We start from the raw sequence: 25154 nt of genomic DNA on the forward strand, positions 1-25154 counted from the left end.
CATCCAGGAGCCGCGGCCCGCACAGACCACCCGTTGGCACGTCGTGACGGGCGGTCCCAGCTCGGGCAAGACCACCACGGTCAACCTGCTGCGGGGCCGCGGGTACACGACCACAATCGAGCACGCCCGCCACTACATCGACCTGCAACGGATCACCGGGCGCAGCACCGCGGAGGTGCGGGCACGGCAGAGCGAGTTCCAGCGCGCCGTCGTCGACATGCAGATCGAGCAGGAACGCTCCCTCGACCCGCAACAGACCGTGTTCCTGGACCGTGCTCTGCCGGACTCGCTCGCCTACTACCGCTTCCTCGGCCTCGCCCCCGGCACCGCCCTGCTGGGCGCGCTGGCCGGCGCCCGGTACGCGACGGTGTTCCTGCTTGACCTGCTCCCGCTGGCGTCCGACTACGCGCGCACCGAGGACCCCGCCGCGCAGCGGCGCATCCACGACCTGCTCGGGCTGGTGTACCAGGAGCTGGGCTTTCCCGTCGTCACCGTCCCCGCACTCGCCCCCGACGCGCGCGTCGACTTCATCCTCGAACGAGCATCGGCCGGCACTCCAGCCGAGAGGGGCGTGAGCTGATGGGCGCGGGGAGTAGCCGGTACCGGCAGATCGGGGCCGTGCTGCGCCGGCACGGACTCGGCGTCCTGGCCGGCGTGCTGGGCCTGGGCGGCTTGGTGCCGTTCCACCGCGGCGCCCTCGGACACGCCCGGCAGGAGGACCCCTACACGAACCCCGAGCATGTGCGGGTCGCGTTGGAGGAGCTCGGGCCGACGTTCGTGAAACTGGGCCAGATCCTCTCCACCCGGCACGATCTGCTCCCCGCGGCATGGGTCGCCGAGTTCGCCAAACTGCAGGACGACGTCGCCGCGGCACCGTGGGAGGGCATTCGGGACGTGCTCCGTGAAGAGCTCGGCGCCGACCCAGAGCACGTGTTCGCCCAGTTCGACCCGGTGCCGCTGGCGGCGGCGTCCATCGGGCAGGCGTACGCGGCAACTCTTCACGACGGCACCGAGGTCGTCGTGAAGGTGCGCCGGCCCGGCGTGGTCGCGCAGGTGCATGAAGACCTGGACATTCTCCGCAACCTCGCCGACCGCGCCGACCGGCGCTGGGATGCCATCCGGCAGTACGACCTGCCCGGGCTGGTGGAGGAGTTCTCCCGCACGCTGCGTGCCGAGCTGGACTACCTGCAGGAGGCCCGCAACGCCGAACGGTTCGCGCAGGAGTTCGCCCACGCGGCGCGGGTGCGGATTCCCCGCGTGCACGGGGAGACCACGACCTCGCGCGTGCTGACCCTGGAGCGGATGAGCGGGGTGCGGATCGACGACCTGGAGGGCCTGGACGCCGCCGGCATCGACCGGGTCGCACTCGCGCGGCTGGGTGCCGACATCGTGCTCACGATGGTGTTCGACAACCGGTTCTTCCATGCCGACCCCCATCCCGGGAACATGTTCGTGCAGCCCGACGGCGCGCTCGCGCTGATCGACTTCGGGATGGTCGGGGAGCTCACCGAACAGACCACGGACGGCCTCGCCGGCATCGTGCTCGCCTTCACCCGCGACGACCCGGACACCCTCACCACCGCCCTGATAGAACTCTCCCGGACCGCCGACGTCGTCGACCGGGCAGGGCTGCGGCAGGCGATCACCGCGTTCACGGCCCGCTACCGGGGCCGTTCGCTGTCGGAGATCAGCCTCGCAATCATGCTCCAGCAGCTGCTCGGCATCCTGCAGCAGCACCAGCTGCACCTTCCGCAGGAGACGGCGCTGCTGTTCAAAGTGCTGATGATGGCCGAAGGGACCGCGGCGCGGCTGGATCCGGACTTCCAGATGCTCGACGCCCTGCAGCCCTACGCTGAGCAGCTCACCCGCGCCCAGCTGTCCCTGCCGGCTCTGGCCCGGCGATGGGCGCGCGCGGGAGCCGACACCGGGGCACTGCTCACCGAGCTGCCCGCCACCCTGAGCCGGCTCCGGCATCTCCTCGAAGACGGCGGGTTCGAGGTGCACCTGCGCGCGACGGAGCTGGAACCTCTCGTCGGGCGCGCCGAACGCGTCGGCAACCGTGTCGTCGCGGGAATGATCGCCGCCGCGCTGATCAGCGGGATCGGCACCCTCGTCGGCGGGAACACGAAATGGCGCTCCCGGGAAGGCGTCCTGATCGGCGCCGGGACCGGCACGATCGGCGCCCTCGGCAGCTATCTGCTGTGGACGCTGCGGCGCCGCCGACCCCGCCCCTGACCCGCGCACGGCTCAAGAACACCACGAAAGGAGACGAAGATGGACAGGATCAGAGTCGGCGTCAACGGGTACGGAGTGATCGGCAAGAGGGTCGCCGACGCCGTCCACGCCCAACCCGACATGCACCTGGTGGGCGTCGCGGACATCGTCACCGACTGGCGAATACAATCCGCCGTCCCGCGGCTGCCCGTATTCGCCGCCACCCCCGACGCGCACAGCGGCATGGTGGACACCGGCATCCGCCCCGAGGGAACCCTCGACGATCTCCTCGCGCAGAGCGACGTGATCGTCGATACGACCCCCAAGCACGTCGCCGCCGGAAACCTGCCCCGCTACCAGGCGGCGGGAGTAAAGGTGATCGTGCAGGGCGGGGAAGCGCACTCGACCACCGGGCACTCCTTCGTCGCCCAGGCCAACTACGCCACCGCGCTCGGCCGGGACCTGACCCGGGTGGTGTCCTGCAACACCACCAGCATCGTCCGGTCCTCGGCGCGCTCGAAAACGCCGGGCTGCTGCTGCGCGCCCGCGGGGTTACTGGTAGGGCCGAATGTCGCAGGGTGCACTATTCATCCTGGGATTAGTTCAGTCAACACTGTATGATCAGTGCATGCTGACCATTGCTCCACGTCTCGACGTCATGAACCGGCTCGGCCGGGCCATGGCGGACCCGACGCGCTCCCGGATACTGATGACCCTGCTCGACGGCCCCAGCTACCCGGCGGTGCTCTCGCGTGAGCTGGAGCTGACCCGCTCGAACGTCTCGAACCACCTGACCTGCCTGCGCGACTGCGGCATCGTGGTCGCCGAGCCGGAAGGGCGGCAGACGCGCTACGAGATCGCGGACCCGCACCTCGCGGCGGCGCTGACCGCGCTGGTGGACGTGACGCTCGCGGTGGACGAGCACGCGCCCTGCATGGACGCTTCGTGCACGGTGCCGGGCTGCTGCGGGACGGGAGCGGGCGCGTGAGCGCGGCGTGCGGCTGCGAGCACGACGAGCCTGAGACCGCAGTCGGCGAAGAGGCCGAGGAGGCGGAGCGCCCCTGGTGGCGGGACCGCGGGATCATGGTCCCGGTCTTCTCCGGTGTGGCGTTCCTCACCGGTCTGGCGCTGGAGTGGTCCGGGATGGAGATCCCTGCGCTGGTGCTGTTCTGGATCGGCCTGCTGCTGGGCGCGTCGACGTTCACGCCGGGCGCGATCCGGAACCTCTTCAAGGGCAAGCTCGGCATCGGGCTGCTGATGACCATCAGCGCGGTCGGCGCGGTGATCCTCGGCTACGTCGAGGAGGCCGCAGCGCTGGCATTCCTGTACTCGATCGCCGAGGCGCTGGAGGACAAGGCGATGGACCGTGCCCGCGGCGGGCTGCGGGCACTGCTCAAGCTCGTCCCGGAGACCGCCACCATCCGCCGCGACGGCGTCTCGGTCGAGGTCGCCGCGAAGGATCTGGCTGTCGGGCAGCTGATGTTGGTGCGGCCGGGTGAGCGGATCGCGACCGACGGCGTCGTCCGCACGGGACGTTCCAGCCTGGACACGTCCGCGATCACCGGGGAGTCGATCCCGGTCGAGGTCGAACCCGGCGATGCCGTCTCCGCCGGCGCAATCAACACCGCCGGGGCACTGGAGGTCGAAACGACCGCGGCAGGCACCGACAACTCACTGACCACGATCGTCGACCTCGTGGAGAAGGCTCAGGCGGAGAAGGGCGACCGCGCCCGCCTCGCCGACCGCATCGCCCGCCCTCTCGTCCCGGGCGTGCTGATCCTCGCCGCCCTGGTCGCGATCATCGGCTCGCTGCTCGGCGACCCGGAGCTGTGGATCACCCGCGCCCTGGTCGTGCTGGTCGCGGCATCGCCCTGCGCACTGGCGATCTCCGTGCCGCTGACCGTGGTCGCGGCGATCGGCTCGGCGAGCAAGTTCGGCGTGATCATCAAGTCCGGTGCCGCGTTCGAGCGGTTCGGCGTGATCCGCCACGTCGCCGTCGACAAGACCGGCACCCTCACCCGCAACGAGCCCGCCGTCACCGCCGTCCTCACCGTGGACGGTGTGAGCGAGGCGGAGGCGCTGGCGTGGGCGGCCGCTCTGGAGCAGCACAGCACCCACCCCCTCGCCGCCGCGATCACCGCCGCAGCGCCGGATGCCCCTGCGGCGGAGGGCGTGACCGAGCAGGCCGGGCACGGCATCGAGGGCGAGCTCGCCGGCGCGCGGATCACCGTCGGCAGCCCGCGCTGGCTCGACGCCGGGACCCTCGGCGACCGGGTCGCGGGGCTGGAGGAGCAGGGCATGACAGTCGTGATCGTCCACCGCGGCGGCGTCCCGGTCGCCGCGATCGGCGTCCGCGACGAGCTGCGCCCCGAGGTCCCTGAAGTGGTCCGCACCCTCGCGACCCAGGGCATCGGGGTGACCATGCTCACCGGCGACAACGCCCGCACCGCCCGCGCCCTCGCTGCGCATGCAGGGATCGATGACGTCCGCGCCGAGCTGCGCCCCGAAGACAAGGCCGCCGCGATCGCAGAGCTCGGTGCGAAGGGGCCGGTCGCGATGATCGGCGACGGCATCAACGACGCCCCTGCGCTGGCCGCCGCGGACATCGGGATCGCGATGGGCGCGACGGGCTCCGACGCCGCGATCGAGTCGGCCGACGTGGCCTTCACCGGTCACGATCTGCGGCTTCTCCCGCGCGCGTTCGCCCATGCCCGTCGGGGGCGGCACATCATCAACCAGAACATCATCCTGTCGCTGCTGATCATCACCGCCCTGCTCCCGCTCGCCCTCTTTGGCGTCCTGGGGCTTGCGGCGGTGGTGCTGGTGCACGAGATCGCCGAGGTGATCGTGATCCTCAACGGCCTGCGCGCCGCGTCGACGCGGAAGGCAAGCACGTGACCGCGCAGGACGTCGCCGCCGCGTGACGGCTTGATCCGGGACCATGCGGATGACCTTTAGATTTCACATCAGAGTTCGCGCGCGTTGATCGGCGACTTGCCTGCTGGCTAGGGGCCTATCGGGCGGGCCGTATGCCGGGGTCTAATGGCCATGATCATTTGGTTCCGGTTTCCCTTCGCCTCGGGTCTGTCTTCGTTATGGTCGGGCGAAGGGGCGGGCAGCAGTCGGGGTCGTTTTCGCGGCGGTGTCGCCTGGCACGCGCTGTCATCACGATGCTTGCAACCACCGCGAGGATCAGGAGTGCGGCACCGCCCGTGATCACCCACGGGTTGCGGAGGAGGGTGCCGATCCCTGTGATCGTGCCTCCGACGACGAGAAGTGGAAGGAGGGCGCAGCAGCCGACCACGAGCAGTGCGGCGACGGCTCCGAGGAGCAGGCCACGGCCGCCTCGCTGGTCGTCCTGGTTGGGAGGCATTGGTGTTCTGTCCTCTCGTGGTGCCGTCTCAGCAGCAGGTCTCGGGACCGCAGCAGCTTCCAGACAGTTCGTCGGCACCGGTCCGGGGGCGCTCGAGCATCTCGGTGATCAGGGTGCTGCCAACCTCGAAGGCATCGGCGACCGTGAGGATTTGGGCCATCGGGTGTTCCGTGAGCCATCCGGCGGCGTCCTCGCGGGAAGCGAAGTAGTGGACCTGGTTGCAGAACGAGGAGCGAATCGAGTGCATGGCCTCGGGGCTGACCAAGGACACCACCGCGGTCGCCGGTTCCACGCTAGTGACACCGGCGGTCGAGTCGACGGTGACGCGGATCGTGTCGCCGCTGGCCGGGGAGATCGATTCGACCCGGGCGGGCCGATCGAGGAGCGGGCGAGGCTCCAGTTTCTGATGGGGTGGATCCGCTGTCTGGCGCGCGGTCAGGCGCAGCAGGACAGCATCGACACATCGGTGGTGAAGGCCTTGGCTACGATCCGGATGCCTTCGGCCGTGGTCAGGTACGGGGCCCACGCGTCGGCGACCTCGGTGATGGTCTTGCCGAGGATGTGGACACCTGCGGCGGCGAGTTCGCCGGCGTCCTTGGCGACCGCGGTCAGGCCGAGGATCTCGCCGGTGTCCGCGTTGGCGACCATCTTGATGAACCCGCGGGTGTCCCGGTTCACCAGCGCGCGGGGCACGTACTCCAGTGGCAGGACACGGCAGTCGCAGCGGATCCCGGCCGCGATGACCTCCTTCTCGGTCATCCCGACCGCGCCGACGGCAGGGCTCGTGAATGTGACCCGCGGCATCCGCGTGTAGTCGACCGACGTGCTGGCGTCAGTGAAGGCGTTCTCGGCGACCAACGTGCCGTGCCGGGCTGCGACGTAGACGAACTCGGGGTGCCCGGTGACATCCCCAGCCGCCCAGACGCGAGGGTTGGAGGACTGCAACTGGTCGGTGACCACGACCTCTCCGGCCGCGCCGGTCTTCACTTGCACGGTCTCGAGGTTGAGCCCGTCGGTGACCGGGGCGCGGCCGAGCGCGACGAGGATCTCGTCGGCACGGAACTCCTGCACGCCGCCCGAGACCTCGGCCGCGGCGACGATCTGGCCGGTGCCCGGGTCGCGGGTGACGCGGGTGGGGATGGCGCGGCGGACCACTCGGATGCCCTCGTCGGCGAAGATTTCCTGCAACGCCTTGGAGACTTCCGGCTCCTCCTTCGACGCCAGCCGGGACCTCACCAGCAGAGTCACCTTCGAGCCGAGCCGGGCGAACAACTGTGCCATCTCCAGCGCCACATAGCCCCCGCCGAGCACCAGCAGCGAGTCAGGCACCTCGGACAGCTCCATCGCCGACGTCGAGGTGAGAAAGTCGACGCCGTCCAGCCCCTCGATGGCAGGAGCCCACGGGCGGGAGCCTGTGGCGATGAGGTAGTGGGCGGCCTCGATGGTTTCGACGGTGCCGTCCGCGGCGGTGACCTCGAGGACCGACGCATCCGGCGTGCCGGCGAACGCCGCCTCGCCCTGGCGGACCGGCCAGCCGTAGGCTTCTGCCACGTCGATGTACTTCTCACTCCGCATCGCCTCGACCAGGTCCTGCTTGCCACCCACCAGCCCGTGCATGTCTACCGGGCCAGCGGTGGCGGCGATCCCCGGGAACCGGGAGCCCGCATCCGCGGCCACGTGGCGGGCCTCGGCGGCCGCGAGCAGCGCCTTGGACGGAACGCACCCCGTGTTCACGCACGTGCCGCCCAACGTGCCGCGCTCGATCATCACCACCGACTTTCCCAGTGTGGTGGCGCGGATCGCCGCGGCGAATGCCGCGCCACCCGACCCAATCACGGCCAGATCAAACCTCGATGGCATCCTTATTCCTCCCTGGACATCTTGGAACATCCCGCTGATACACTCATCATGAACCTTCCACCACAGGGGAAGGTCAAGCACGAAATTTGCGACCAGCGAAAAGGGGGGGCGGGGAATGCGGATCGGAGAGCTCGCCGACGCGGCCGGCACCACGGCGAAGACGTTGCGGTTCTACGAGGACCAGGGGCTCCTGCCGCCGGCCGGGCGCACGCCCAGCGGCTACCGCAACTACACCGCCGAGACCATCGCCCGAATCGACTTCATCCACCGCGGCCAAGCCGCTGGACTCACCCTCGCCCAGATCCAGCAGATCCTCCACATCCGCGACCACGGCCAAGCGCCCTGCAGCCACGTCCGCGACCTCCTCGACGCACGCCTCACCGATATCGACCAGCAGCTCAGGCAGCTCCACGACCTGCGCGACACCCTCGCCGGGCTCCGCGACCAGGCCGAGCACGTCGAGCCCGACACGTGCAGCTCGGATCAGGTCTGCCGCTATCTGTAGCCAAGCCCGGGGGTCTGTCCGATAATTCAGGCAGTCCCACTGGAGGCGCAAGCGTAGCGGGAGGCCATTGGTGCTCAGGTCGAGGTTGAGCGCAGCGCGGGATAGTCGGACCATTCGCCCCCGGAGAGGCGTGCCCAGGCGGCAGCTGATGACGCCGTGATGCCGAGCAGGTCGGACACGATTCGAGGATGCAGTTGTCGGGTGAGGTCCATCAGCGCGGTGACACGAGCGCTGCCGGCGAGGAGTCCTTCTTGACGGAGTCGACGGCTGAGCGGCCCGGGGGTGATCGGTCGGCCCGGGTTCCTGCCCGGGAAGAGCCAAGTGTCGGAGCGGTTGCCGTCGAGCAGCTGGACCATTGCTTCGGCGAGGACTTCGGGCAGCTCGATCGGTTCAGTTCCGACCGTCAGCGTCATGGGGCGCGCGGTCGTATCGACTTGTGCGCGGGTGATCGCTGCGATGCGGGTCAGGTGGAGCCCGTAGAACAGGACGAGCAATCCGCTGACTCGCGTCACGGGATCCATGTCGTCTCGCGTGATGAACGCGCGTGCCATCGTCCACCGATGGTCGGCGGCGTAGTCGCGCCCTTCGAGGCGATGGCTGCGGAACTCGACCCGGAGGCGGCTCAGGCGGTGCCGTCGCAGCCACCGGGTGAACGGCGCGAGGGCATCCCGTTGTGAGGGCGAACCGGTGAGGAAGCCGTCGAGAGATCGCTGCGGGTATGTCGTCAGCGTTTCGCCGCTCGCGCGGATCTGCTGCAGGAGGGCCGCGCACCGCTTCAGCGCCGCACGCACCTTCTGATAGGTGGAGCCGGATCGGACGGCCGTAGCTGGTCTGCCCCTGAGTGATCTGCCCGACGGCAGCAGCTCCCAGGTGCAGTACCGCCGTAGGAGGAGCCGGTCCTCGGGATGGGGGACGGTCGGAAGCCACCGTTGGAACCAGTGCTCGAACCTCGCCGCTTGGATGTCGAAATCGGGCAGCACGCCTGAGCGGATGAGGAGCGAGAGCAGGAATGCCACGGACTGGCCGGCGTGCGCTCTGGTCATGATCGCGTCCGCGGTGAGGGGCAGCGTGCCATCGGCGAGCTCACGGAGGACGACCGCACAGCGGCTCTTGTACAGCCACCGCTCGAGGGAGATCGCACTGCCGTGGTGCGTCACCAGATACTCCGCGAGCGGGTGCAGCTCGGGGCGGATCTCTCCGCTGTCGTCAGCAAGCAGTTGCTGGATGGCGATAGGTCGCCGGCACTCTACGCATAGCCGGTGCTTGCGCACCTCTTCGATCGTCCCGCATCCCGGGCATGCCATCGTCACGGGAGCTCCTGCGCACTCGGCGCAGACCTTGTGCCCATTCATGAAGCCAGTGAGGAACACCTTCCGCCCGCACTCCGGGCACGGCTGGGGGCGTCGCATCGCGTAGTAGCAGCGGGCGCAGACCCGTCGGCCGTCCAGGTGCGTCGCTACGCGGCCCGGCTCCCCGCAGAGCTCGCACATCTTGACCGGCGCGGTGTAGCACGCGAGACAGACGAGCGCGGGGCGACGGACGATAATCGTGGCGTTCTGCCCGCATCGCGAGCAGTCGCCGAACGACCGCGGATCGGCTCGCCAGCAGTCCCGGCAGAACCGTTGCCCATCGACGGTGCGCTGCACGGGCTGAACTCGTCCGCATCTGGCACACGCGACCGATCGGGCATTCCGTTCACAGCGCGAGCAGTGGCGACCGCCGGTCTGCGTCTTGTGAGGCATCCGAACGGCACGTCCACAGGAATCGCATGTAGGCAAGACGACCCGCCCGGCACCCTCGTTCACGAGAGCGTGGGCCAGATCCTGCACCGTCACCGGTACGTTCCGGTGTCGCCCTTCGAGGACTCCAGGTTGTTTGAGGAGTGCGAGTTCGAGACGCCGTTGGGTGAGCGGCACGGGTGCGACTTCAGCCACGATCTCAACAAGGCGCTCCACCGGGATCTCCGGCGCGATCGCGTGGACGAGCCCGGCGACCTCAGCAACCCTGGGCTCCTGCGGAGGCTTCGCCACCGCGGCCTACTTCGAGCGCGGGCGACGGATCGTGGCCCGCACGGGCCGCAGATCGCCGATCGCACCCCGCGTCGCCTCTTCACCCACCGCGACCGGGGCCGCAGCCTCCCGGCGGGTGACCTGCACGAGGTCGTCGAGCGAGCACTCCAACGCGTCGCACAGCGCGGCGAGCACGTCGATGCGAACCCGCTGCGGTGCTTGCGTCACCAGTCGGTACACCTGTTCCCGGGACAGGTCGACGCCCCGCTCCTCGAGCAACGGCTTCAGCTTGGAGGTCTGGAAGATCCCGCGCGAGGCCATCACGCTGCGGAGGCTCCATGCGGTCTCGAGCTCAACGGTCATCTGCTTCTCCTTCGATGAGGGCCTTCAATGCGTCCGCGAGTACCCGGTTCTTGAAGTCCGAGCTGACGGAGGCGTAGATCGAGGTCGTCGAAGCATGCATGTGCCCGACCTGCTCCTGGACGAATCGGTCGGCGTAGCCGAACTCGAGCAGGTGCGTCACGTACGAATGCCGGAGGCTGTGCAGAGTCAGGGCCTTTGACAAGCCGGCCTCGTCCCGCAGCTCCGCGAACCGCCGGTCGAGATAGCCGGCCGACAGTCGGGTGCGGCGTTCCGTCACCCACAGCGCGTCAAGACGGTATCCACGCCACCCGCGCAATTGTCGACGGCGGGCTGCGGAGCCGCGTGATCGTACTCACGACGTTCGACTTGGACGAGTACGCCTTCGGGGCACTCCGCGCGGGGGCGAGTGCGTTCCTCGTCAAAACTGCGACACACCAAGAACTCGTGGACGCCGTACGCGTCGTCGCTCGAGGCGATGCCATCGTGACGCCCCGCATCACACGGCAGCTCATCGACGCCTACACCGGCCGCGACCAGCCCGTCCCGGGCGGACAGGGCCTCTCGGTTCTGTCCCCCCGAGAACGCGACGTTTTCAACGCGATCGCGCTCGGCCTCTCCAACGGCGAGATCAGCCAGGCACTGCATCTCTCACCCGCAACGGTGAAGACGCATATCAACCGAATCTTCGCCAAGCTCGGCGTCCGCGACCGCGTGCAGGCTGTGATTCTTGCCCACCAGCTCGGGTAGACCATCGGTGGTCAAGCGAACTGATGCGCGAACGCGACGGGGCTGAGCCCTAGACGCCGCGGTGCCGAAGTGAGACACTTCTCTGTTCTACTTCGGGAGGTCACCATGGGCGACGATGAACCGGCGGTCGATTGGGAAGGCGTCATCCGCGAGATGATCACGCGTGCGACCGAGGCGGCGCCCACCGAACCGGGCGTCTACAAGATGCCGTGCGGTGAGTGTGTGGTCGATTTCTTCATCACCGCTGAGGGCGAGGAACGCTGGCTCGTCGCCGGGGACGACCGCTCCTACACTCGTGAGACCGTCGCGATCGCCCGTCACGGAGACCACCCCTGGGAGCGTCTCTACACGCTCGCTGACGCGGCAAGGGAAGTGGCGAGAGTCGCCGCCGCGAACGGCGGTGACATCGACCGAGTACTCGAGGAGCTGGTCGAAGCAATCGACGACCGCGAGGTCGGGCGAGTGGTGCGTGAGCGCGATGAGCTCTAGAAGCAGTCAAACCTGCGCGCGGGGAGAACGGATGTGAGCGAGTATCCGTGGTTCGACTTCGACCAGGTCGATTTCGTCACATCGGACACGCATTTCAGTCACACACGAATCAGCGAACTCGCTGATCGACCGTTCGCGACCGTGGAAGAGATGAACGCGGAGCTGGTCCGGCGGTGGAACGAGGTAGTAGGGCCGGACGACACCGTGCTCCATCTCGGTGATCTCGCCCTCGCGCCGATCGAGGAATCCGTCGGGCTCACCGCCAACCTGAATGGGCGACGGTTCCTCGTGCCCGGCAACCACGATCGGGTTTCGCCGGCGACACAGTCCAAACGCGCCATCGAACGGTTCACGCCGCTGTACGAGGCGGCCGGGTGGAGCATCCTCCCCGAGGTGATCGAGGGCACCCGCCGCGGGTACCAGATCCTGGCATCCCACTACCCCTACAGCGGCGACTCACACGGCGCCGGCCGGCACACGACCCACCGCCCACGCGACGACGAGGGTCTTCCGCTGCTGCACGGTCACACGCATGCCCGCGATCATGGCCCCCACGGTCACGAGTTCCACGTCGGAGTCGACGCGCACGACTTCAAGCCCATCCGCTTCACCGTCATCGACGAATGGATCCGCAGACTGCCGGGGATCGAGACGCGACTGCAGGCCGCAACCCGGGAAGCGCGCGCGGTGCTCGCCGATGTCGTCGGCGGCGAGACCCCGGGATCAGACGCGCTGTTCTACATGCAGGGATACAACGACCTCGTCATCGTTCTCGACGAGCTTCTCCACGCGCTCCCTCACGACGAGCAGCACGAGTAGCCGGGAACAGGTCGCGGTTCGCGTTCGGGCCGGATCGGAGAGTCCGGGTCTCGGTCCGGTAGCGCACCCATCCCTGCCTCCGCCAATGCACCATCACGAGGCTCCGGACTGCCCGTGACAACCACGCCTCCTCATGGTCGGCGTATTCGGGGTCTTGGGTGGCGAGTTCGGTGAACAGCTCACGGAACGTCGGCGGTTCGCTGTGCTCACGGGTGTAGCGATGGATGACCTTCACCGCACGGCGCGCCCAGCTCGGCGCGGTCTTCGCCGACGTGAGTTCCATGAAGAGCGGCGACAGGTGGGGTGCCGACCACGGCTTGTCGGTCCACCCGGAACTGTTCCACTGCATCGTGTCGTGATGGAGGACCGGATCGCCGTCCTCGGGAGCGTCGGAGCTCATGGCCGCCTCTCGCGGTCGACGAACGTGCCCGGTGAACCAGCGGGCGGCGTCGGCGGGGAGCTGAACTCAATCTGTGACCTGGTGTCCTCCATCACGGCCATCAGCGCAGCGATGTACTTCTCGCCGGTCACCTTCATGCGCTCCCGCGCTGCCCGTTGCAGACGACTGGAGGTCCGCTTCTTTCCGGTCATGATGCTTTCTCCTCTTCGGTCGGTGATGTGGTCTGGGCATGAGGGTGGGTGGCGAGGGCACGGCGGAGCTCGCGAGCGAGCCGTCCGCCGAGTGAGGTGAGGCGCATCGGCCTGTTGCGTGCCGCGGGGACGAACAGATCTCCACCGACGTCGGCGCCGAGGCTGGCGAGCTGGGCGCTCAGTGCGCTCTGGGTCGTTCGGATGGTCGCAGCGGCGGCGCGCACGTTGTCGTGCTGTGTGGCAATGAGGAATCGGCGCGCCCGTTCGATGGGGTGCCGGCCGACGAGGGCGCGCTGGAGGAGCCGTGACTGGCCGGCCAGTGGGTGAGGGGTGCGGTCGTGTGGGCCGGGTCGCATCGCGATGCCTGCCGCTTGGATGCGGTGCGCGATTGTGGGAGCGCTGCAGCCGACGAGCGCCGCGATCCGTCGCAGCGTCATCCCTTCCTTCTCGTACCGCTCGCACAGCCAGTCCTCGTCGATGACGAACGTGATTGGCCGTCCGCGGCGGGGACTGCTGTTACCGTCGGCGAGCACACGCGACACCGTCTGCCGCGATACTCCCGTCCGCCGTGCGAGCTCATAGGTGGTCGCGCCCTCACCGTATTGGGCGATGAGTTCGCGGCTGCGAGATGGTGTGTCGAGTGCGCCACGGACGGGTCTGGCCGTCGCCCACTCACCGACGGTGTTGCTGCGGGCTGCGGCGGGTTCGATGTGCGTCGACAGCGGGGGCGCCCAGTTGAGCGGCTCGTCGATCCCTTGGCGGAGCAGGAAGGCGCGGCCGACGTCGTCCAGCTCACGGCGCACAGAGTCCGGCAGCGCCATCGTGAAGGTCGTCACCGTCCGCGGCGACAGTCCGCCCGCATCCCATCCTTCCGGTGCGCGTCGCATCGAGTTGCCTGTGATGGTCCGGTATAGGTGGGCGCGCGCTCGGTGGTGCCTGGCGCCGGCGCCGGGTTGGACGTTCAGTCGGGCGCAGAGCCGCTGCCATTCCTTTTCGGGAAGGAGATCGGTGCAGTCAAGTCTGCGGCGGCGTGCGTAGTCGATCGGTGTCTCGTGCGCGTCGAGGTAGGTGGCGAGGTTGAGGATCGCCGCAAGGGCAGGCGTCTCCGCGCCTGGCCTCCCGAACTCGCGCATCACATGAGTGACCTGACGGATGGGTGCGGTCGAGTCCAGGAGGCCGAGGGCCGCGGAGTGGGTCAGCCGTGTGCCGGTGAACACGACGGCTGCGGCCAGCGCGGACGCGGCGACGTCGCTGTTGATGCGACGTGGGGTGAGCGCGCTCGTCCACTCATCCCAGAGTTGCGCGGGAACCTTCCGCGCCCGGTCCTCCGGTTTCACGTCCGAGGCTGGCGCAGCTTGCAGGAACAGCGTCGGTCGTCGGGTGCGGCCGAGGGACGCGGCGATCAGTCGCTGCAGCTGCGGCGTTTGACCGGTGTACGACGTACTCACCGCGAGCCGCCCATTCAGCAGCCGAACCGCGCGGTCGGAGTCTTCGAGCGCGGCGATCGCGATCGTCGTGCCGACCGCGCCGCCGGCCGCTGTGGGCGGTCCCGCCCACGTCCACTCATGCTTGTCTCGAGGCACCGCCGCGAGGAGGTCCGTTTCCAGCTCCGGCATGTCGAGGTCGCCGCCATCGCAGAGCGTAGCTCCTGCGGCGCGGGTGAGGAGGCGGATGTCTTCGAGGACGGTGATCGCGGGTTGCGGGGCGTCCGCGTAGATCCCGAACCGGCCCTGACCGCTGGAGAGGATCTGCATCATGCGGCGTTGCGCGTGGAGCACGGCGTCGGGTGCGGCGATGCGGTCGGGGTGCGCGGTGAGGTCGCCGCGGCAGCGGCTGGCGATCGGCCCTGTCCCGGCACCGGCGACGGGGTTGTGGCAGTGCCCGGGGTGCGGGATACCGGCGAGCGGGTGGCCGGTGCGACGCGGTGGCTTGTGGCACACCGGGCAGTTGTCGGCGAGGATGCGGCGGTGCCGGACGCACGCGAAGGTGAACGGGAACTGCCACGACATCCGCCACCTCCCACCGGAGTCTGCGAGGCATTCGGGGCAGTACCGTCCCGCCATTCCGCCGACGGGGCAGCGGAAGCTGATCCTCCCCTGGCGGGTGTAGCGGATCGCGTGCCGCGCGAACCGCATCCGCGTCATCTCCTGGAACTGCGCCGCCGGGATCCCCGTCGACCGCTCCAGCCGCGACGCCTGCTCATTGGTGAGCTCGGTCGCCCACTGCGCTGCCATCCACGACGTCGCCGACACCGCCCTGCCGCCCTCCTGCTCCACCAGGCCGAGCGCGCACGCCATCTCGGCGACTGTCGCGCGGTTCGCGGCCGCGGAGGCTTCCAGCCAGGAGTCGAACGGCTCGTCCGGTAAGGGGCGGACCCGGAATGGGAGGACGCGTAGGGTACCGGCCGCCGCGCTCATCAGGCCGCCTCCTCACCATTCGCTTGGGAATCGTCGCTCTTCAGGCGGCGCCGGCGCCGCTCACGGCGTGCGCGATCTTCTTGGTCGTGTTTGGCCTGCAGCTCGGGGCGCTCCGATTCGGCTCCCTCGTCGATGCGGATGTCGTCGAGGAGCTGCCGGTCGATTCGCTCGACGCCGGTGCGGATGGCGCGGGACGCGCCGCGGCGGATGAGGTCCATGAGCGATCCGATGTTGCCAGTGGTCCGGGCGAACAGATACCGCGACATGTCGACGAGCATCCCCTCGTGCGCGTCGGCGAGCACGAGGGCCTGGTCGATGTGCCAGAGCAGGCTGTCCCACTCCTGGCGGGTTTGCTTGGTGCGCAGGCTGTACGGGTCGAGGCTGAGCACTGTCCAGCGGCGGAATGTCTGCGCCATCGCCGCTTCCTTCCCGGTCGCTCCCTCGCCGACGAGGCCGCGTTCGCGGAGCGCGACTCCGGCGAATAGGAAGGTGGCGTTGTACTCGTTGGACAGCCACTTCAGCTGGTTCGCGACCTCGACACCGTCACGGGTGCGCATCTGGATGAAGTGCAGATCGTCGATGATCACCAGCCGGGTGTCGTGCCGTTCGATGCAGTCCGCGGCCGCCCGTGCCAGGTCCCGGCCGGCCATCGAACGGTGCAGGATGCCGGCGGTTGCGGGGTGCGCGTAGAACCCGAGGATCATCATGTGCAGGCCCTTGATCGTGAGGCGCCCTGGGACGGTGATGTGGCAGACCGGGAGGTGGAGGATGTCGCGATCCTCGTCGAGGTACTCGCCCACCTCCGCGATCCGCTGCCGGTGGAAGTCGCGCCCGAACGTGTTCACGACCGTCGACTTCCCGAGGGCCGGTGGGGCGTCGAGGGCAGCGGCGGATTTGACCCGGTCGGAGTCCTGCAGGTTGCTGTCCAGGATGTCGCCTAGTTGCAGGTGCACACCGTGCACCTGCCGGGTGCGCAGCAGGATGTTCGCGTGCCACGTCCGACGCTCCGCGTTGTACTGCGCGAACTCGTCCGGGCCGAACGCCGCAAGCTGCTCCGGCGTTAGCAGCGCGGGCTTCTCGCGCGGGGGACGCTCGGCGAAGTCCTTCCACCCCTCGTAGGTGGACAGGCTCCGCTGCCGGCGAGGCGCGTCGTGCTCGCCTGAGGCTGTGGTGGTCATTGGATCATCTCCATCGGATCGAAGTGGTAGTCGGATCGGATCGTGGGTTCGTCGATGTCGTCCTCGTCGTCGTCATCGCCCGTTTCGGGGATGTCGACGCGTTTGCGTGGGTCGCGGACCTCGCCGGTGAGCTCCCTGCCGAGATCTGTGCTGGGGTTCAGTTCGGCCTCGAGCATCCGCTGCACGGTGCGTAGCGACCACACCCCGTCGGCCGCGGGATCCTTTTCGTTGAGCTGCGCCGCCATGCGGGAACTCATCCGCCGCTCGGACGGGGTCAGTGCGCGTCCCGCGCCCCAGTCCTCGAGCAGCTGCGCGGCGACGTCGTCGACCTGCGAGGGGCGGCCCTGGCGAATCGCGATCCTCTTCGCGTACTCCAGCGCGTCGAGGCTGAACGGTGTGTCGAGCGCTCCCTTGTGCTCCCACTCGAGGGTGTGCCAGGTGCCGTCCTCGGGGTCGTGGAAGTAGATCTGCGTCAGGTCGTCGGGGTTGACCACGAAGGGCCATTCCGTGCCCTTGTCGCGGTGGAGCGACCGGGCACGGTTGCGGTACTTCGCGACCGAGTCGCCGGTGTAGCGCAGCTTGTGGATCTCGACCCCGTAATGGTTGAACTGCCGTTTCACCACCGGCAGCAGCTCGAGGAGAACGCTCCTGTCGATCGGCATCCGCAGCTGCCCGGCAACGGCGAGCCCCTGGTCGTATCTCTCGGCAGGGCTGAGCTTGACACCGGGGAGGCGAGGATCCTCGAGAGAGTCGTGGGATCGGAGGTGGTAGACAGTCGCGACCCATTCGCGGATGATCTGCTCCAGCTGCGGGACCGTGTAGACAGCGTCGGCTTCGACGTCGTCGCCACGGCCGCCGACGTCGGCGCCCTTATAGCCGGGGAGTTCCTGGAGGAACGTGTCGAGGGTGCGGAAGAACCTCTCGACGGGGCTCTTGTCGGTGGGCTGGTAGACGCGAGCTGGCTGGATGGATATGCCCAGGCGTGCGCAAGCGCTGGTCACGTGCTCCGAGAGGTATGGTGCGCCGTGGTCGACGATGATCGTATCGGGCAGGACCCCCGCACGAACGAACCGCGGCACGCGGATACGCGTCGGGTCGACGAGCACGGAACCGGCGACGCCGTGGAAGGGCCAGCGTGCGCTCGTGCCCCAGTCCGCGGGAGTGTCGAAGGGTTGGCACGCTTCCATGAGCACGCCGGACACGTCGATGGACTTCGTTGAGCCGGGCGTCAGCCGCATGCCGAGGATGCAGCGGGAGTAGAGGTCGATCGCGACCGTGAGGTCCGCAGCGACCCACTTGCCGGTCACCGGGGCGACGGCGAAGACGTTCAGCGGTGTCGTGTCGAGGAGGACGTATTGGCCGGGCGCGGTGGCGTGCAGGCGACCATAGGGGGCGGGCGGGCGGTTCGCGTTGGAGCGCTTGCGTTTGGTGCTCCCGGAGAAGGTCGCGCGGCCACGGGAGAGCTCGTCGAGGACCTTATACGCGGCGCTTCGAGAAGGGGCGGAGACGATACCTGGCCCGTGTGTGCGGTCGGCTCGGGCGTTGACTCTCGCGATGATGATGCTCTTCGCGACCTTCGACTCCGGCGTCTGCTCATCGATGACCTCGCGTGCCGCCGTGACCCAGCGGTCGTCGAAGTTGACGAGCAGATTGCCCGGCTGCGCCTTGCGGTGATCGATCAGTCCGATCTCGCCGGCATCCTTGTACCTCGCCACCCACCTCGCGACGGTCCGGCGGCCCTTACCGAGCTCGAGCGCCTTCGCCGCGATCCGCTCTTCGACGCGGCGCTCCGGATGGTACGCGAGCTTCGGTTCGCCCTCACGCGCGATCTCGGCCGTCCCCGACCGGTAGCCGGTGAGGACCTCTCGCACATGATCAGCGCGCTCGGCGGACACCGCGCGGGCCGCGTCGCTGGCATCGGCCCAGATGACGCCCAGTGGACCCGCGTCTTCATTGCGACTGTTTCCGGGGATGTGTGTCGTACCTCCCTCAGTGCGTGGCCGTAGGAGGTCGATCATCCGCAGGCGTCGAACCTGCCCAGTTCGGGTACGGACGATGACCGCGCCATCGCAGATCTCCGCAACGGTGCAGGTGTCGCCGTCGTAGACGATGTCCACTCCTGGTTTCAGGGTCCACGTGCTGCTCATCGCTATCTCCTTCAGGTGTTGAGGTGGTGTTGTCTCAGGCCCGCGTCACGATGCTCGTGGCGCTCAGAAGTCGGGTCAGGTCGGTGCTCAGCCGTCGCGTCCACAGCAGGTGCAGGACGAGCGCGCGTGCTGCGAGAAGCCCTCCGGTGACGGGCGCGATCGCGCGCACTGCCTCGCCGAACGCCATGGGCGATCTCAGCTCTCGGAGCGCGGCGGTGACGTCGCCGTCGGCGAACTGGAAGGACCGGCGGTAGCCGGCAAGGAACTGGACGTTGCGCAGCAGCACCTCATCGGGGTCGGATTGGACGCGGTACTCCCACCCGTGGGGTTCGATCACGCGCCGCGACCAGCTCAGCGAGTCACGCACCTTCGGGATGGTGAGCTTCGCGGCGGGCTTCACATCCACCACGCAGGCGGTGTGGTCCGCGTGGACGATCAGATAGTCGGGGATGTGGCGACGGCGTGTGCCCCTGTCCTCCCCCTCGAGGAGGAACGGCTGAGAGAGAATCCTGTCGACGCGAGGGTCGAAGTCTGCCAGCAGCAGGTTCGCGTACTCGAGCCGCGACTCGTATCCGATATGCGCTTGCATGGTCGCCGACCAGTAGCTGCCCGAGAAGTGCCGCTGCCCGCGGTACCAGCGGAAATCACGCCACGGGACGGCGGCGTCGAACATGCTCAATCGAGCTGACTGCAGCGGAACAACGTCCACCTCGCCACCCGCTTTGCGAACCATCAGCTCGACATCCGCCGGGAACGCTCCGCCCCGCGTCTCGAGTTGTTCGCGCGCCGTCATGAAGCCAGCGTGAGGGTCGAATCGGTCAGGGGGAATGCACGCTTCCGCCATAGATTCGCAAAATACGATTCAGGTTCGCGCTCTTGCTTTCGCAAGCTAATTCGGTATATGCGAGTCACGAATACCAGTGAATGTGACATTCACTGTAGTGGACGTCAGATAGATAACAAGTCACCGTCAGGGATACAAATATAGGGACCACGAAATCAACGCCCACAGGCCGGCCTGAAGCCCAGGTCGGCTGCGTGTGCGACACTCAAGGACATGACCATGTTGGAGCCCATCGCGCCGGAGGAATCCCGGCTCGTCTTCGGCAACAGCTACATGTACAGCGTCATGGTCGAGATCGCCGGGCTGCGCGGCGAGAAGTTCTCATCGAAGACGATCACCGACGCGACGGGACTCTCGCCTGGCATCGTGCACCCACTGATCCAGAAGCTCCGCCGCGCGAACTTCATCGAGTTCGTCGAGCGCGTGCCTGGAGAGCGGACCATCCTGTACCGGGTCCGCGAGAATCCCTGGTGGAACGCGGCGAGCCAGTACGTCGAAGAGGATCGCGCTACCGAGCGCTCCGCATCGTAGGTTAATCACCGTTGGGTCTCGGGCGGTGTCGGTATACACGCATGACGCCGTCGACCTCATTGAAGGATGAGACGGCGGTGTCCGAGTCCTTGAGCAACTCCAGGAACGGTGTCGGATCTGGGACGAGCGGAAGATCGACATAAGTGTTTGCGGGCTGAAGAACCTCGGCGTACGCACCGCCGAGTTGGGCCACGTATTGCGGTACGAGACCGGGCACAGTCGCCACGGATGCGCTGAGCGCAGCGACCTTCGCGCTGGTCGAAGCCCCCGACATCTGCATCATCTGAAACGTTTCGGCGGGAAGGGGCTCGCGGGTTGCCTCCGCCCAGGCACCGATCGCCTCAAACACGTCGGTTGATCCCCAAGCGGCGTTTCGAGGAATCGCATCAGCAAGCAGAGTCTTGACCGAGCGTGAGACATCGGGATTGCGAAGGAGCGACGCCACCGATGCCGCCGACGCGTTCGACGAGACGATCCAGTCTGGCGCCGTCTGAGACTCCACGACAAATGCTTCCTGTGCATGCGCGGTGGCGAGAGCTTGGAAGGTGCTAGCGCTGTCGTCGAGCAATCCTGCGTTCATGAGTGCCGTGACAAGATCCGGCTCATCCCCCATCGATCGGGATGCAGGGACCGTCTCTACGAGCTGTCCGGCGAGCGTGACACGAGCGGCGACATCGAGCTCATCCTCAGCGACGAGGCTCGCGGCGAGAGTGATGCGCGCAGTCACGTCGGTCTCTGGCGGGACGGCGAGAGTGGGCGAAGCAGCGAGGTACCCGATCAGAGGAGCGTCCAGGGAGCGTACGGCGATGTAGTTCGTGACGTTCGCGAAGGTGAGTGGGAATCGGTGTGATTCAGCAAGAACGGGAAGCAGCGTCGCCGGTACTGCATTGATGTCTCGGATGAGCATCTCCGCGGGCATTCGCCGCGCGATCTCGGTTGCCGCGCCGGCCCTTGAAAGCTCCGCGGCCTCCATCACATCCACTGCCATGTCAACGTCGGTGATACTCGGGCGGTGGGATGCGTCGATGCTTGACAGGTACGCCTCGAAGTGCCCGAGAACGTGGTCGAACGTTGAATCGTCGAGTTGCATGATCGCATCGAGCGCGATGTCGCCCCCGCCGACTGCCACCTCGAGGTTCGGTGCATTGACCTCGTAACGGCGCGCGACCACGACCGACCGCTGCGCGGCCGGTGAGAGCGCTCGGATATCTGCGAGACTTATGCCGAGTTGGGTAAGCGCCGCAGTCGCTCGCTGGGGCGTAACGTCAGCACTCAGTTCCGTGAGGCGCCCTGGGTTCTCAGCGAGAAGTCGCTTGACGTCGTCGGGTACCGCGTACTCCAACTTTGGATTCAAGGACTCGAAGGCGGCGACGACGAGATCGAGCTGACCCGCCGCGACGGCGGGTCCTTCAGTATCGATGAACTCGAAGACCCCGTCCCACTGCGCTGCGACGCGACCGATGAGCGTCGCTGGGAGCCGTCCACGCTGCAAATAGCTGCGGATGAAGCCGACGGCGGCGGGGTCAGCAACGGCGAGAGCGGCGATGTTCTTGACCAATCGGCCGTCTTCCCGCGCTAGCAGCTGGTCGTAGATCGCGATGTTGAACAGCCCGATCGATTCGAACGCGCGCGGGCCGCCGAGTTCGAGCACCGCGTCGACGTCCTTCTCGTCGAGTGGGTAGTCATGATCCGGGGTATCTGCTTGCAGGTGTTGGATCACGTAGGTCATCGCGGCTGCAGAGGCAATCACCCCGTAGAACTCGGACGCGTATAGCGCGAAGTTCCTGTCGATTAGTCCCTCGGCCAGGAGGTCATGCAGCAGAGGGTCAACGGCGCCGCGGATGAGCTCGGAGGAAGGGTCATCCGTTTGACGCGCCAGCAGTTGTTGGAAGTCGGCGGTGCGGTACCACTGCAGCTCGGCTCGCGCATCTTCCGACGCCGCCGCCGTATCGGCTACGACCTGGTCACTCCAACGCGCCGGGACAGCCACGCCCAGATCCGCGGCGAGATTGTCAGCAGTGAGCTCGAAGAGGACCTCTCCATTCACGACGACTTGCAAGGCGTGGCCCGAATCGATTGCCGCGGCCCAGAATCCCGCAGTGCTCAGCGTGGCGGGTGCCCAATCGGCTCCACCGATTCGATAGGTCGCGGTGTGCCCACGCCTGTTGACCCGTGGAAGCCAGCGTTCAACCAGATCCTGGAGCGCGGAGCCGAGTTGCTCCGCGCGCACATCGGTCGCTGCTGTGTGCGCACTCTGCTCACGCAGCGTGGCGAGCGTCGCCGACGCAGCATCCATCCCGCTCGCGATGACCTCTCGCGAGCGTCGGTACAACACGTCCAGTTCACTTGATCCGACCCGGATCAGCTCGAACTGCTTCATGTGGGTGTTCTTGTAGGCAACGAGCGCGAAGAGCCCGCTTGAGGTGAGCCCGCCGAGCTTTCCGCCCGCCAGCACACGAGCGTGGAAGACCCGGAACTCGTTCAGGATGTTGCGCAGAAGCCGCATGTCCGTCACGTGCTTCGCCACCACGCGGACCGCCTCGAAGGAGATCGTCGAGTCAACCTCGGCGGCCAGATCGAACAGGAGGTCGGCCGACGAGCGGTGGGTGATGAACGGCACGATCGGGACTACGAGCTCGAAGAACTTGGTTCGCTGCGTCGCTGCATCCGACAGTCCCCGGTCGGCCTGCCACACGCCCGGTGCTGCGTCCGGGCCATCCGGCGGGTCGCGTGGCACCTCTATGTCTTCGAAGATGCTGTCCCGGACAGCGTAAACGAAGTGGACCGGGCGCTTTCGAAGTTGTCGCGACGTGTTGAGCACGGTGTTCAGCTCACGCAGAGAGGCGTAGATCGTCGGGTCCTCGAACCGGTCCAGGTCCTCGATGATCACGATGTCCCGACGAGTCTTTTCAAAGAAGTAGACGATCTCGTCGAGATACTCATCGAAGTAGCTGCCACCGTCGGACTCCGCGGTCAGACTCACCGACGTCGCTGAGGTTCCCAGTTTGTCAATTCGGATCCGGTTGTGCAGGAGCGCCATGATCACGTACGCGATCACGCCGGCGATCAACGCTGCAGAAAGCAGTAATGGGACTCGCATGCCCTCGTTAGCGGGGGCGAGTTGGAACGGTGCTCCCCAACCCGTCATCCACAAGGTGAGCACGACGAGGACAGCGACCAGCGCGGATGCAAGCAGCGTCCGCCCCACTGGCAGCCTGCTGATCCTCTTGAACCTCGATCCCGGGACGCGGCTGGGGCGCTCACGATAGAGCAGCTGCTTGACGATCTCCTTCTGGATGTAGTTGTTGAGGTTGTCACCGCTCTCAACTCCGACGTCGCTGAGCGACGAGAGTGATATCTCAACCACGCGCTTGCCGAGCTGGTCCCGCACGCCCGCGAGCACGCTACTCTTCCCACTGCCGTAGCCGCCGGTCAATGCGATATTCCACACCCGCGCGCGTCGTCCGTCGTCGGTGAGCAGGTCGACGAGCTCGTCGCGATAAGTGCCGTGCTGGTCGCTCACGAACCGTGGAACGAGCGACTCGAGCTGCAGTGGACTGGTCACCGTCTCGCTGACATCAGTCACACCGAACCCCCTAATCGTCTACAGCAAATGGCAGGGATGCCAAGTGCCTGCCAACTACCCGTGGAATATGTCATTTCGGCGTGGAACCTACATCTACCCGAAGTCCCCCGGGGCCATGTCCGTGAAGCGCGAGAAGTGGCCCTGGAAGGCGACGGTGATCGTGTCGGTGGGGCCGTTACGGTGCTTGGCGACGATCAGGTCGGCCTCGCCGGCGCGGGGGCTGTCCTTCTCGTAGGCGGCCTCGCGGTGCAGCAGCACGACCATGTCGGCATCCTGCTCGATCGAGCCCGACTCACGCAGGTCGCTCAGGGCGGGCTTCTTGTCGGCGCGCTGCTCGGGACCACGGTTCAGCTGCGACAGCGCGATCACCGGCACCTGAAGCTCCTTGGCGAGGAGCTTCAGCGCACGCGAGAACTCCGAGACCTCCTGCTGACGGCTCTCGACGCGCTTGCCCGACGTCATCAGCTGTAGGTAGTCGATGACCACCATCTTCAGACCCACGCGCTGCTTGAGCTTGCGGCACTTCGCGCGGATCTCGACCAGCGTCATGTTGGGGCTGTCGTCGATGTACAGCGGCGCGTCGTTGATGCGACCGCGGGTGGCTGCGATCGTCGTCCAGTCGCGGGAGTCGAGCGTGCCCTTGCGCATGCTCTGCAGCGGAATCGCACCCTCGGCGCTCATCAGACGCATGGCGATCTCACTGCGACCCATTTCGAGCGAGAAGACGATCGTCGGCTGCTGCGCCTTGATCGCCGCCGCGCGGGCGAAGTCCAGCGCCAGCGTCGACTTACCCATGGCCGGACGCGCCGCGATGATGATCATCTGACCCGGATGCAGACCGTTGGTCAGCTGGTCCAGCCCGGCGAATCCGGTGGGGATGCCGGTCATCTGACCGTCGCGCCCGCGCGCGGCCTCGATCTCCTCGACGGCCGCGTTGACGGCGACCTCGAGCGGGACGTAGTCCTCGGCCTGCTCGGCACCGGTGACCGAGTAGATCTCCGCCTGCGCGTTGTTGACCAGGTCGAGCGCATCGCCCTGGCCGTTGTAGCCCATCTGCACGATGCGCGTGCCGGCCTCGACGAGCCGTCGCAGCAGCGCGCGCTCGCGCACGATCGACGCGTAGTACGCGGCGTTGGCCGCGGTCGGCACGATCGAGGTCAGCGAGTGCAGGTAGTCTGCGCCGCCGGAGCGCTGCAGGTCACCCGTCTTGATGAGTTCGTCGGTGACGGCGACCACATCGGTGGGCTCGCCGTGCGAGTAGAGCGAGAGGATCGCCTCGAAGATCAGCTCGTGCTTCGGCACGTAGAAGTCGGTGCCGCGCAGCGCCTCGATCACGTCGGCGACGGCGTCGCTCGACAGCAGCATCCCGCCGAGGGTGCTCTGCTCGGCGAGGAGGTCGTGCGGCGGCGTACGCTCGGGTCCGCGGCTCTCGAGGGGTCCACCGAAACGATCCTCGGAGATGTCCGCGATCGACATGCAGT

Annotated in this window: 24 protein-coding genes; 10 read left to right on the forward strand and 14 right to left on the reverse strand. The window is 67.4% G+C overall.

Annotated features, from left to right (window positions below; translation table 11 throughout):
* The 5 genes from MHO01S_RS11830 to MHO01S_RS11850 form a co-directional block, all read left to right on the forward strand.
* Positions 1–580: AAA family ATPase (locus MHO01S_RS11830; RefSeq protein ID WP_218016052.1), on the forward strand; the 580-nt coding region annotated here is incomplete at its 5' end.
* On the forward strand, positions 580–2235 hold the full coding sequence (locus MHO01S_RS11835) for an ABC1 kinase family protein (RefSeq protein ID WP_036286080.1): 1656 nt from the start codon (positions 580–582) through the stop codon (positions 2233–2235). The genes MHO01S_RS11830 and MHO01S_RS11835, both read left to right, overlap by 1 nt.
* A gap of 39 nt (positions 2236–2274) precedes the next feature.
* On the forward strand, positions 2275–2835 hold the full coding sequence (locus MHO01S_RS11840; protein WP_060960786.1) for a type II glyceraldehyde-3-phosphate dehydrogenase: 561 nt from the start codon (positions 2275–2277) through the stop codon (positions 2833–2835).
* 7 nt (positions 2836–2842) lie between these two features.
* Positions 2843–3202, forward strand: a complete 360-nt coding sequence (cmtR, locus tag MHO01S_RS11845) for a Cd(II)/Pb(II)-sensing metalloregulatory transcriptional regulator CmtR (protein ID WP_060960787.1) — start codon at positions 2843–2845, stop codon at positions 3200–3202.
* Positions 3199–5112 (forward strand): heavy metal translocating P-type ATPase, encoded by a 1914-nt coding sequence (locus tag MHO01S_RS11850; RefSeq protein ID WP_174524677.1) that lies wholly within the window; start codon positions 3199–3201, stop codon positions 5110–5112. Before cmtR ends, MHO01S_RS11850 begins: the two co-directional genes overlap by 4 nt.
* A gap of 154 nt (positions 5113–5266) precedes the next feature.
* On the opposite strand, the gene MHO01S_RS17055 is transcribed toward MHO01S_RS11850, so the two are convergent.
* Genes MHO01S_RS17055 through merA form a run of 3 tightly spaced genes read right to left on the reverse strand, consistent with a single transcriptional unit; the run spans position 5267 to position 7447 of the window.
* On the reverse strand, positions 5267–5587 hold the full coding sequence (locus tag MHO01S_RS17055; protein ID WP_081603833.1) for a MerC domain-containing protein: 321 nt from the start codon (positions 5585–5587) through the stop codon (positions 5267–5269).
* Positions 5588–5615: 28 nt separating this feature from the next.
* Complete coding sequence (gene merB, locus MHO01S_RS11855; RefSeq protein ID WP_025104814.1) at positions 5616–6113, reverse strand: organomercurial lyase; 498 nt, start codon at positions 6111–6113, stop codon at positions 5616–5618.
* On the reverse strand, positions 6023–7447 hold the full coding sequence (merA, locus tag MHO01S_RS11860; RefSeq protein ID WP_036286088.1) for a mercury(II) reductase: 1425 nt from the start codon (positions 7445–7447) through the stop codon (positions 6023–6025). Before merA ends, merB begins: the two co-directional genes overlap by 91 nt.
* 115 nt (positions 7448–7562) lie before the next feature.
* Here merA and MHO01S_RS11865 point away from each other — a divergent pair, with 115 nt between their 5' ends.
* Positions 7563–7952 carry a heavy metal-responsive transcriptional regulator gene (locus MHO01S_RS11865; RefSeq protein WP_017828519.1) on the forward strand — a complete coding sequence of 130 codons (390 nt, stop codon included), beginning with the start codon at positions 7563–7565 and terminating at the stop codon, positions 7950–7952.
* 74 nt (positions 7953–8026) lie between these two features.
* On the opposite strand, the gene MHO01S_RS11870 is transcribed toward MHO01S_RS11865, so the two are convergent.
* The 3 genes from MHO01S_RS11870 to MHO01S_RS16695 form a co-directional block, all read right to left on the reverse strand.
* Positions 8027–9598: a hypothetical protein gene (locus MHO01S_RS11870; RefSeq protein WP_234057897.1), complete on the reverse strand. Its 1572-nt coding sequence runs from the start codon at positions 9596–9598 to the stop codon at positions 8027–8029.
* Positions 9599–9988: 390 nt separating this feature from the next.
* A complete protein-coding gene (locus MHO01S_RS11875; protein ID WP_060960789.1) occupies positions 9989–10324 on the reverse strand; it encodes a helix-turn-helix domain-containing protein in 336 nt (111 codons plus the stop codon).
* Positions 10314–10601 carry a tyrosine-type recombinase/integrase gene (locus tag MHO01S_RS16695; RefSeq protein ID WP_051498748.1) on the reverse strand — a complete coding sequence of 96 codons (288 nt, stop codon included), beginning with the start codon at positions 10599–10601 and terminating at the stop codon, positions 10314–10316. The genes MHO01S_RS11875 and MHO01S_RS16695 overlap by 11 nt, the downstream gene beginning before the upstream one ends.
* 65 nt (positions 10602–10666) lie before the next feature.
* Here MHO01S_RS16695 and MHO01S_RS16355 point away from each other — a divergent pair, with 65 nt between their 5' ends.
* The 3 genes from MHO01S_RS16355 to MHO01S_RS11895 all read left to right on the forward strand — a co-directional run bounded on the left by MHO01S_RS16355 (position 10667) and on the right by MHO01S_RS11895 (position 12379).
* The gene (locus tag MHO01S_RS16355) at positions 10667–11071 is read left to right on the forward strand and encodes a response regulator transcription factor (protein WP_051498749.1); all 405 of its coding nucleotides are present in this window, start codon (positions 10667–10669) and stop codon (positions 11069–11071) included.
* A 105-nt stretch (positions 11072–11176) separates the two neighbouring features.
* A complete protein-coding gene (locus tag MHO01S_RS11890) occupies positions 11177–11560 on the forward strand; it encodes a hypothetical protein (RefSeq protein WP_060960790.1) in 384 nt (127 codons plus the stop codon).
* 141 nt (positions 11561–11701) lie between these two features.
* Positions 11702–12379: a hypothetical protein gene (locus MHO01S_RS11895; RefSeq protein WP_157553785.1), complete on the forward strand. Its 678-nt coding sequence runs from the start codon at positions 11702–11704 to the stop codon at positions 12377–12379.
* Here the strand turns inward: MHO01S_RS11895 and MHO01S_RS16495 are convergent.
* The 6 genes from MHO01S_RS16495 to MHO01S_RS11920 form a co-directional block, all read right to left on the reverse strand.
* Entirely contained in the window at positions 12324–12779 is a 456-nt protein-coding gene (locus tag MHO01S_RS16495) for a hypothetical protein (protein WP_157553786.1), read from the reverse strand. The genes MHO01S_RS11895 and MHO01S_RS16495 overlap by 56 nt on opposite strands.
* Positions 12776–12970, reverse strand: coding sequence for a hypothetical protein (locus MHO01S_RS11900; protein ID WP_060960792.1), 195 nt, complete (start codon positions 12968–12970; stop codon positions 12776–12778). Before MHO01S_RS11900 ends, MHO01S_RS16495 begins: the two co-directional genes overlap by 4 nt.
* Positions 12967–15387 (reverse strand): TniQ family protein, encoded by a 2421-nt coding sequence (locus MHO01S_RS11905; RefSeq protein WP_060960793.1) that lies wholly within the window; start codon positions 15385–15387, stop codon positions 12967–12969. Before MHO01S_RS11905 ends, MHO01S_RS11900 begins: the two co-directional genes overlap by 4 nt.
* Positions 15387–16565: an AAA family ATPase gene (locus tag MHO01S_RS11910; RefSeq protein ID WP_060960794.1), complete on the reverse strand. Its 1179-nt coding sequence runs from the start codon at positions 16563–16565 to the stop codon at positions 15387–15389. The genes MHO01S_RS11905 and MHO01S_RS11910 overlap by 1 nt, the downstream gene beginning before the upstream one ends.
* Entirely contained in the window at positions 16562–18436 is a 1875-nt protein-coding gene (locus MHO01S_RS11915; protein WP_167626533.1) for a TnsB C-terminal domain-containing protein, read from the reverse strand. Before MHO01S_RS11915 ends, MHO01S_RS11910 begins: the two co-directional genes overlap by 4 nt.
* 310 nt (positions 18437–18746) lie before the next feature.
* A complete protein-coding gene (locus MHO01S_RS11920; RefSeq protein ID WP_218016053.1) occupies positions 18747–19556 on the reverse strand; it encodes a TnsA-like heteromeric transposase endonuclease subunit in 810 nt (269 codons plus the stop codon).
* A 213-nt stretch (positions 19557–19769) separates the two neighbouring features.
* Here MHO01S_RS11920 and MHO01S_RS11925 point away from each other — a divergent pair, with 213 nt between their 5' ends.
* Complete coding sequence (locus tag MHO01S_RS11925; protein ID WP_061782365.1) at positions 19770–20087, forward strand: Rrf2 family transcriptional regulator; 318 nt, start codon at positions 19770–19772, stop codon at positions 20085–20087.
* Between the two features lies 1 nt (position 20088).
* Here MHO01S_RS11925 and MHO01S_RS11930 read toward each other — a convergent pair whose 3' ends face one another.
* Together MHO01S_RS11930 and dnaB are read right to left on the reverse strand one after the other, a co-directional pair.
* Positions 20089–23673 (reverse strand): YobI family P-loop NTPase, encoded by a 3585-nt coding sequence (locus MHO01S_RS11930; RefSeq protein WP_060960797.1) that lies wholly within the window; start codon positions 23671–23673, stop codon positions 20089–20091.
* Between the two features lie 93 nt (positions 23674–23766).
* Complete coding sequence (gene dnaB / locus MHO01S_RS11935; protein WP_060960798.1) at positions 23767–25149, reverse strand: replicative DNA helicase; 1383 nt, start codon at positions 25147–25149, stop codon at positions 23767–23769.
* Positions 25150–25154 lie beyond the last annotated feature (5 nt).

Source organism: Microbacterium hominis NBRC 15708 (assembly GCF_001592125.1).
GTDB lineage: Bacteria > Actinomycetota > Actinomycetes > Actinomycetales > Microbacteriaceae > Microbacterium > Microbacterium hominis.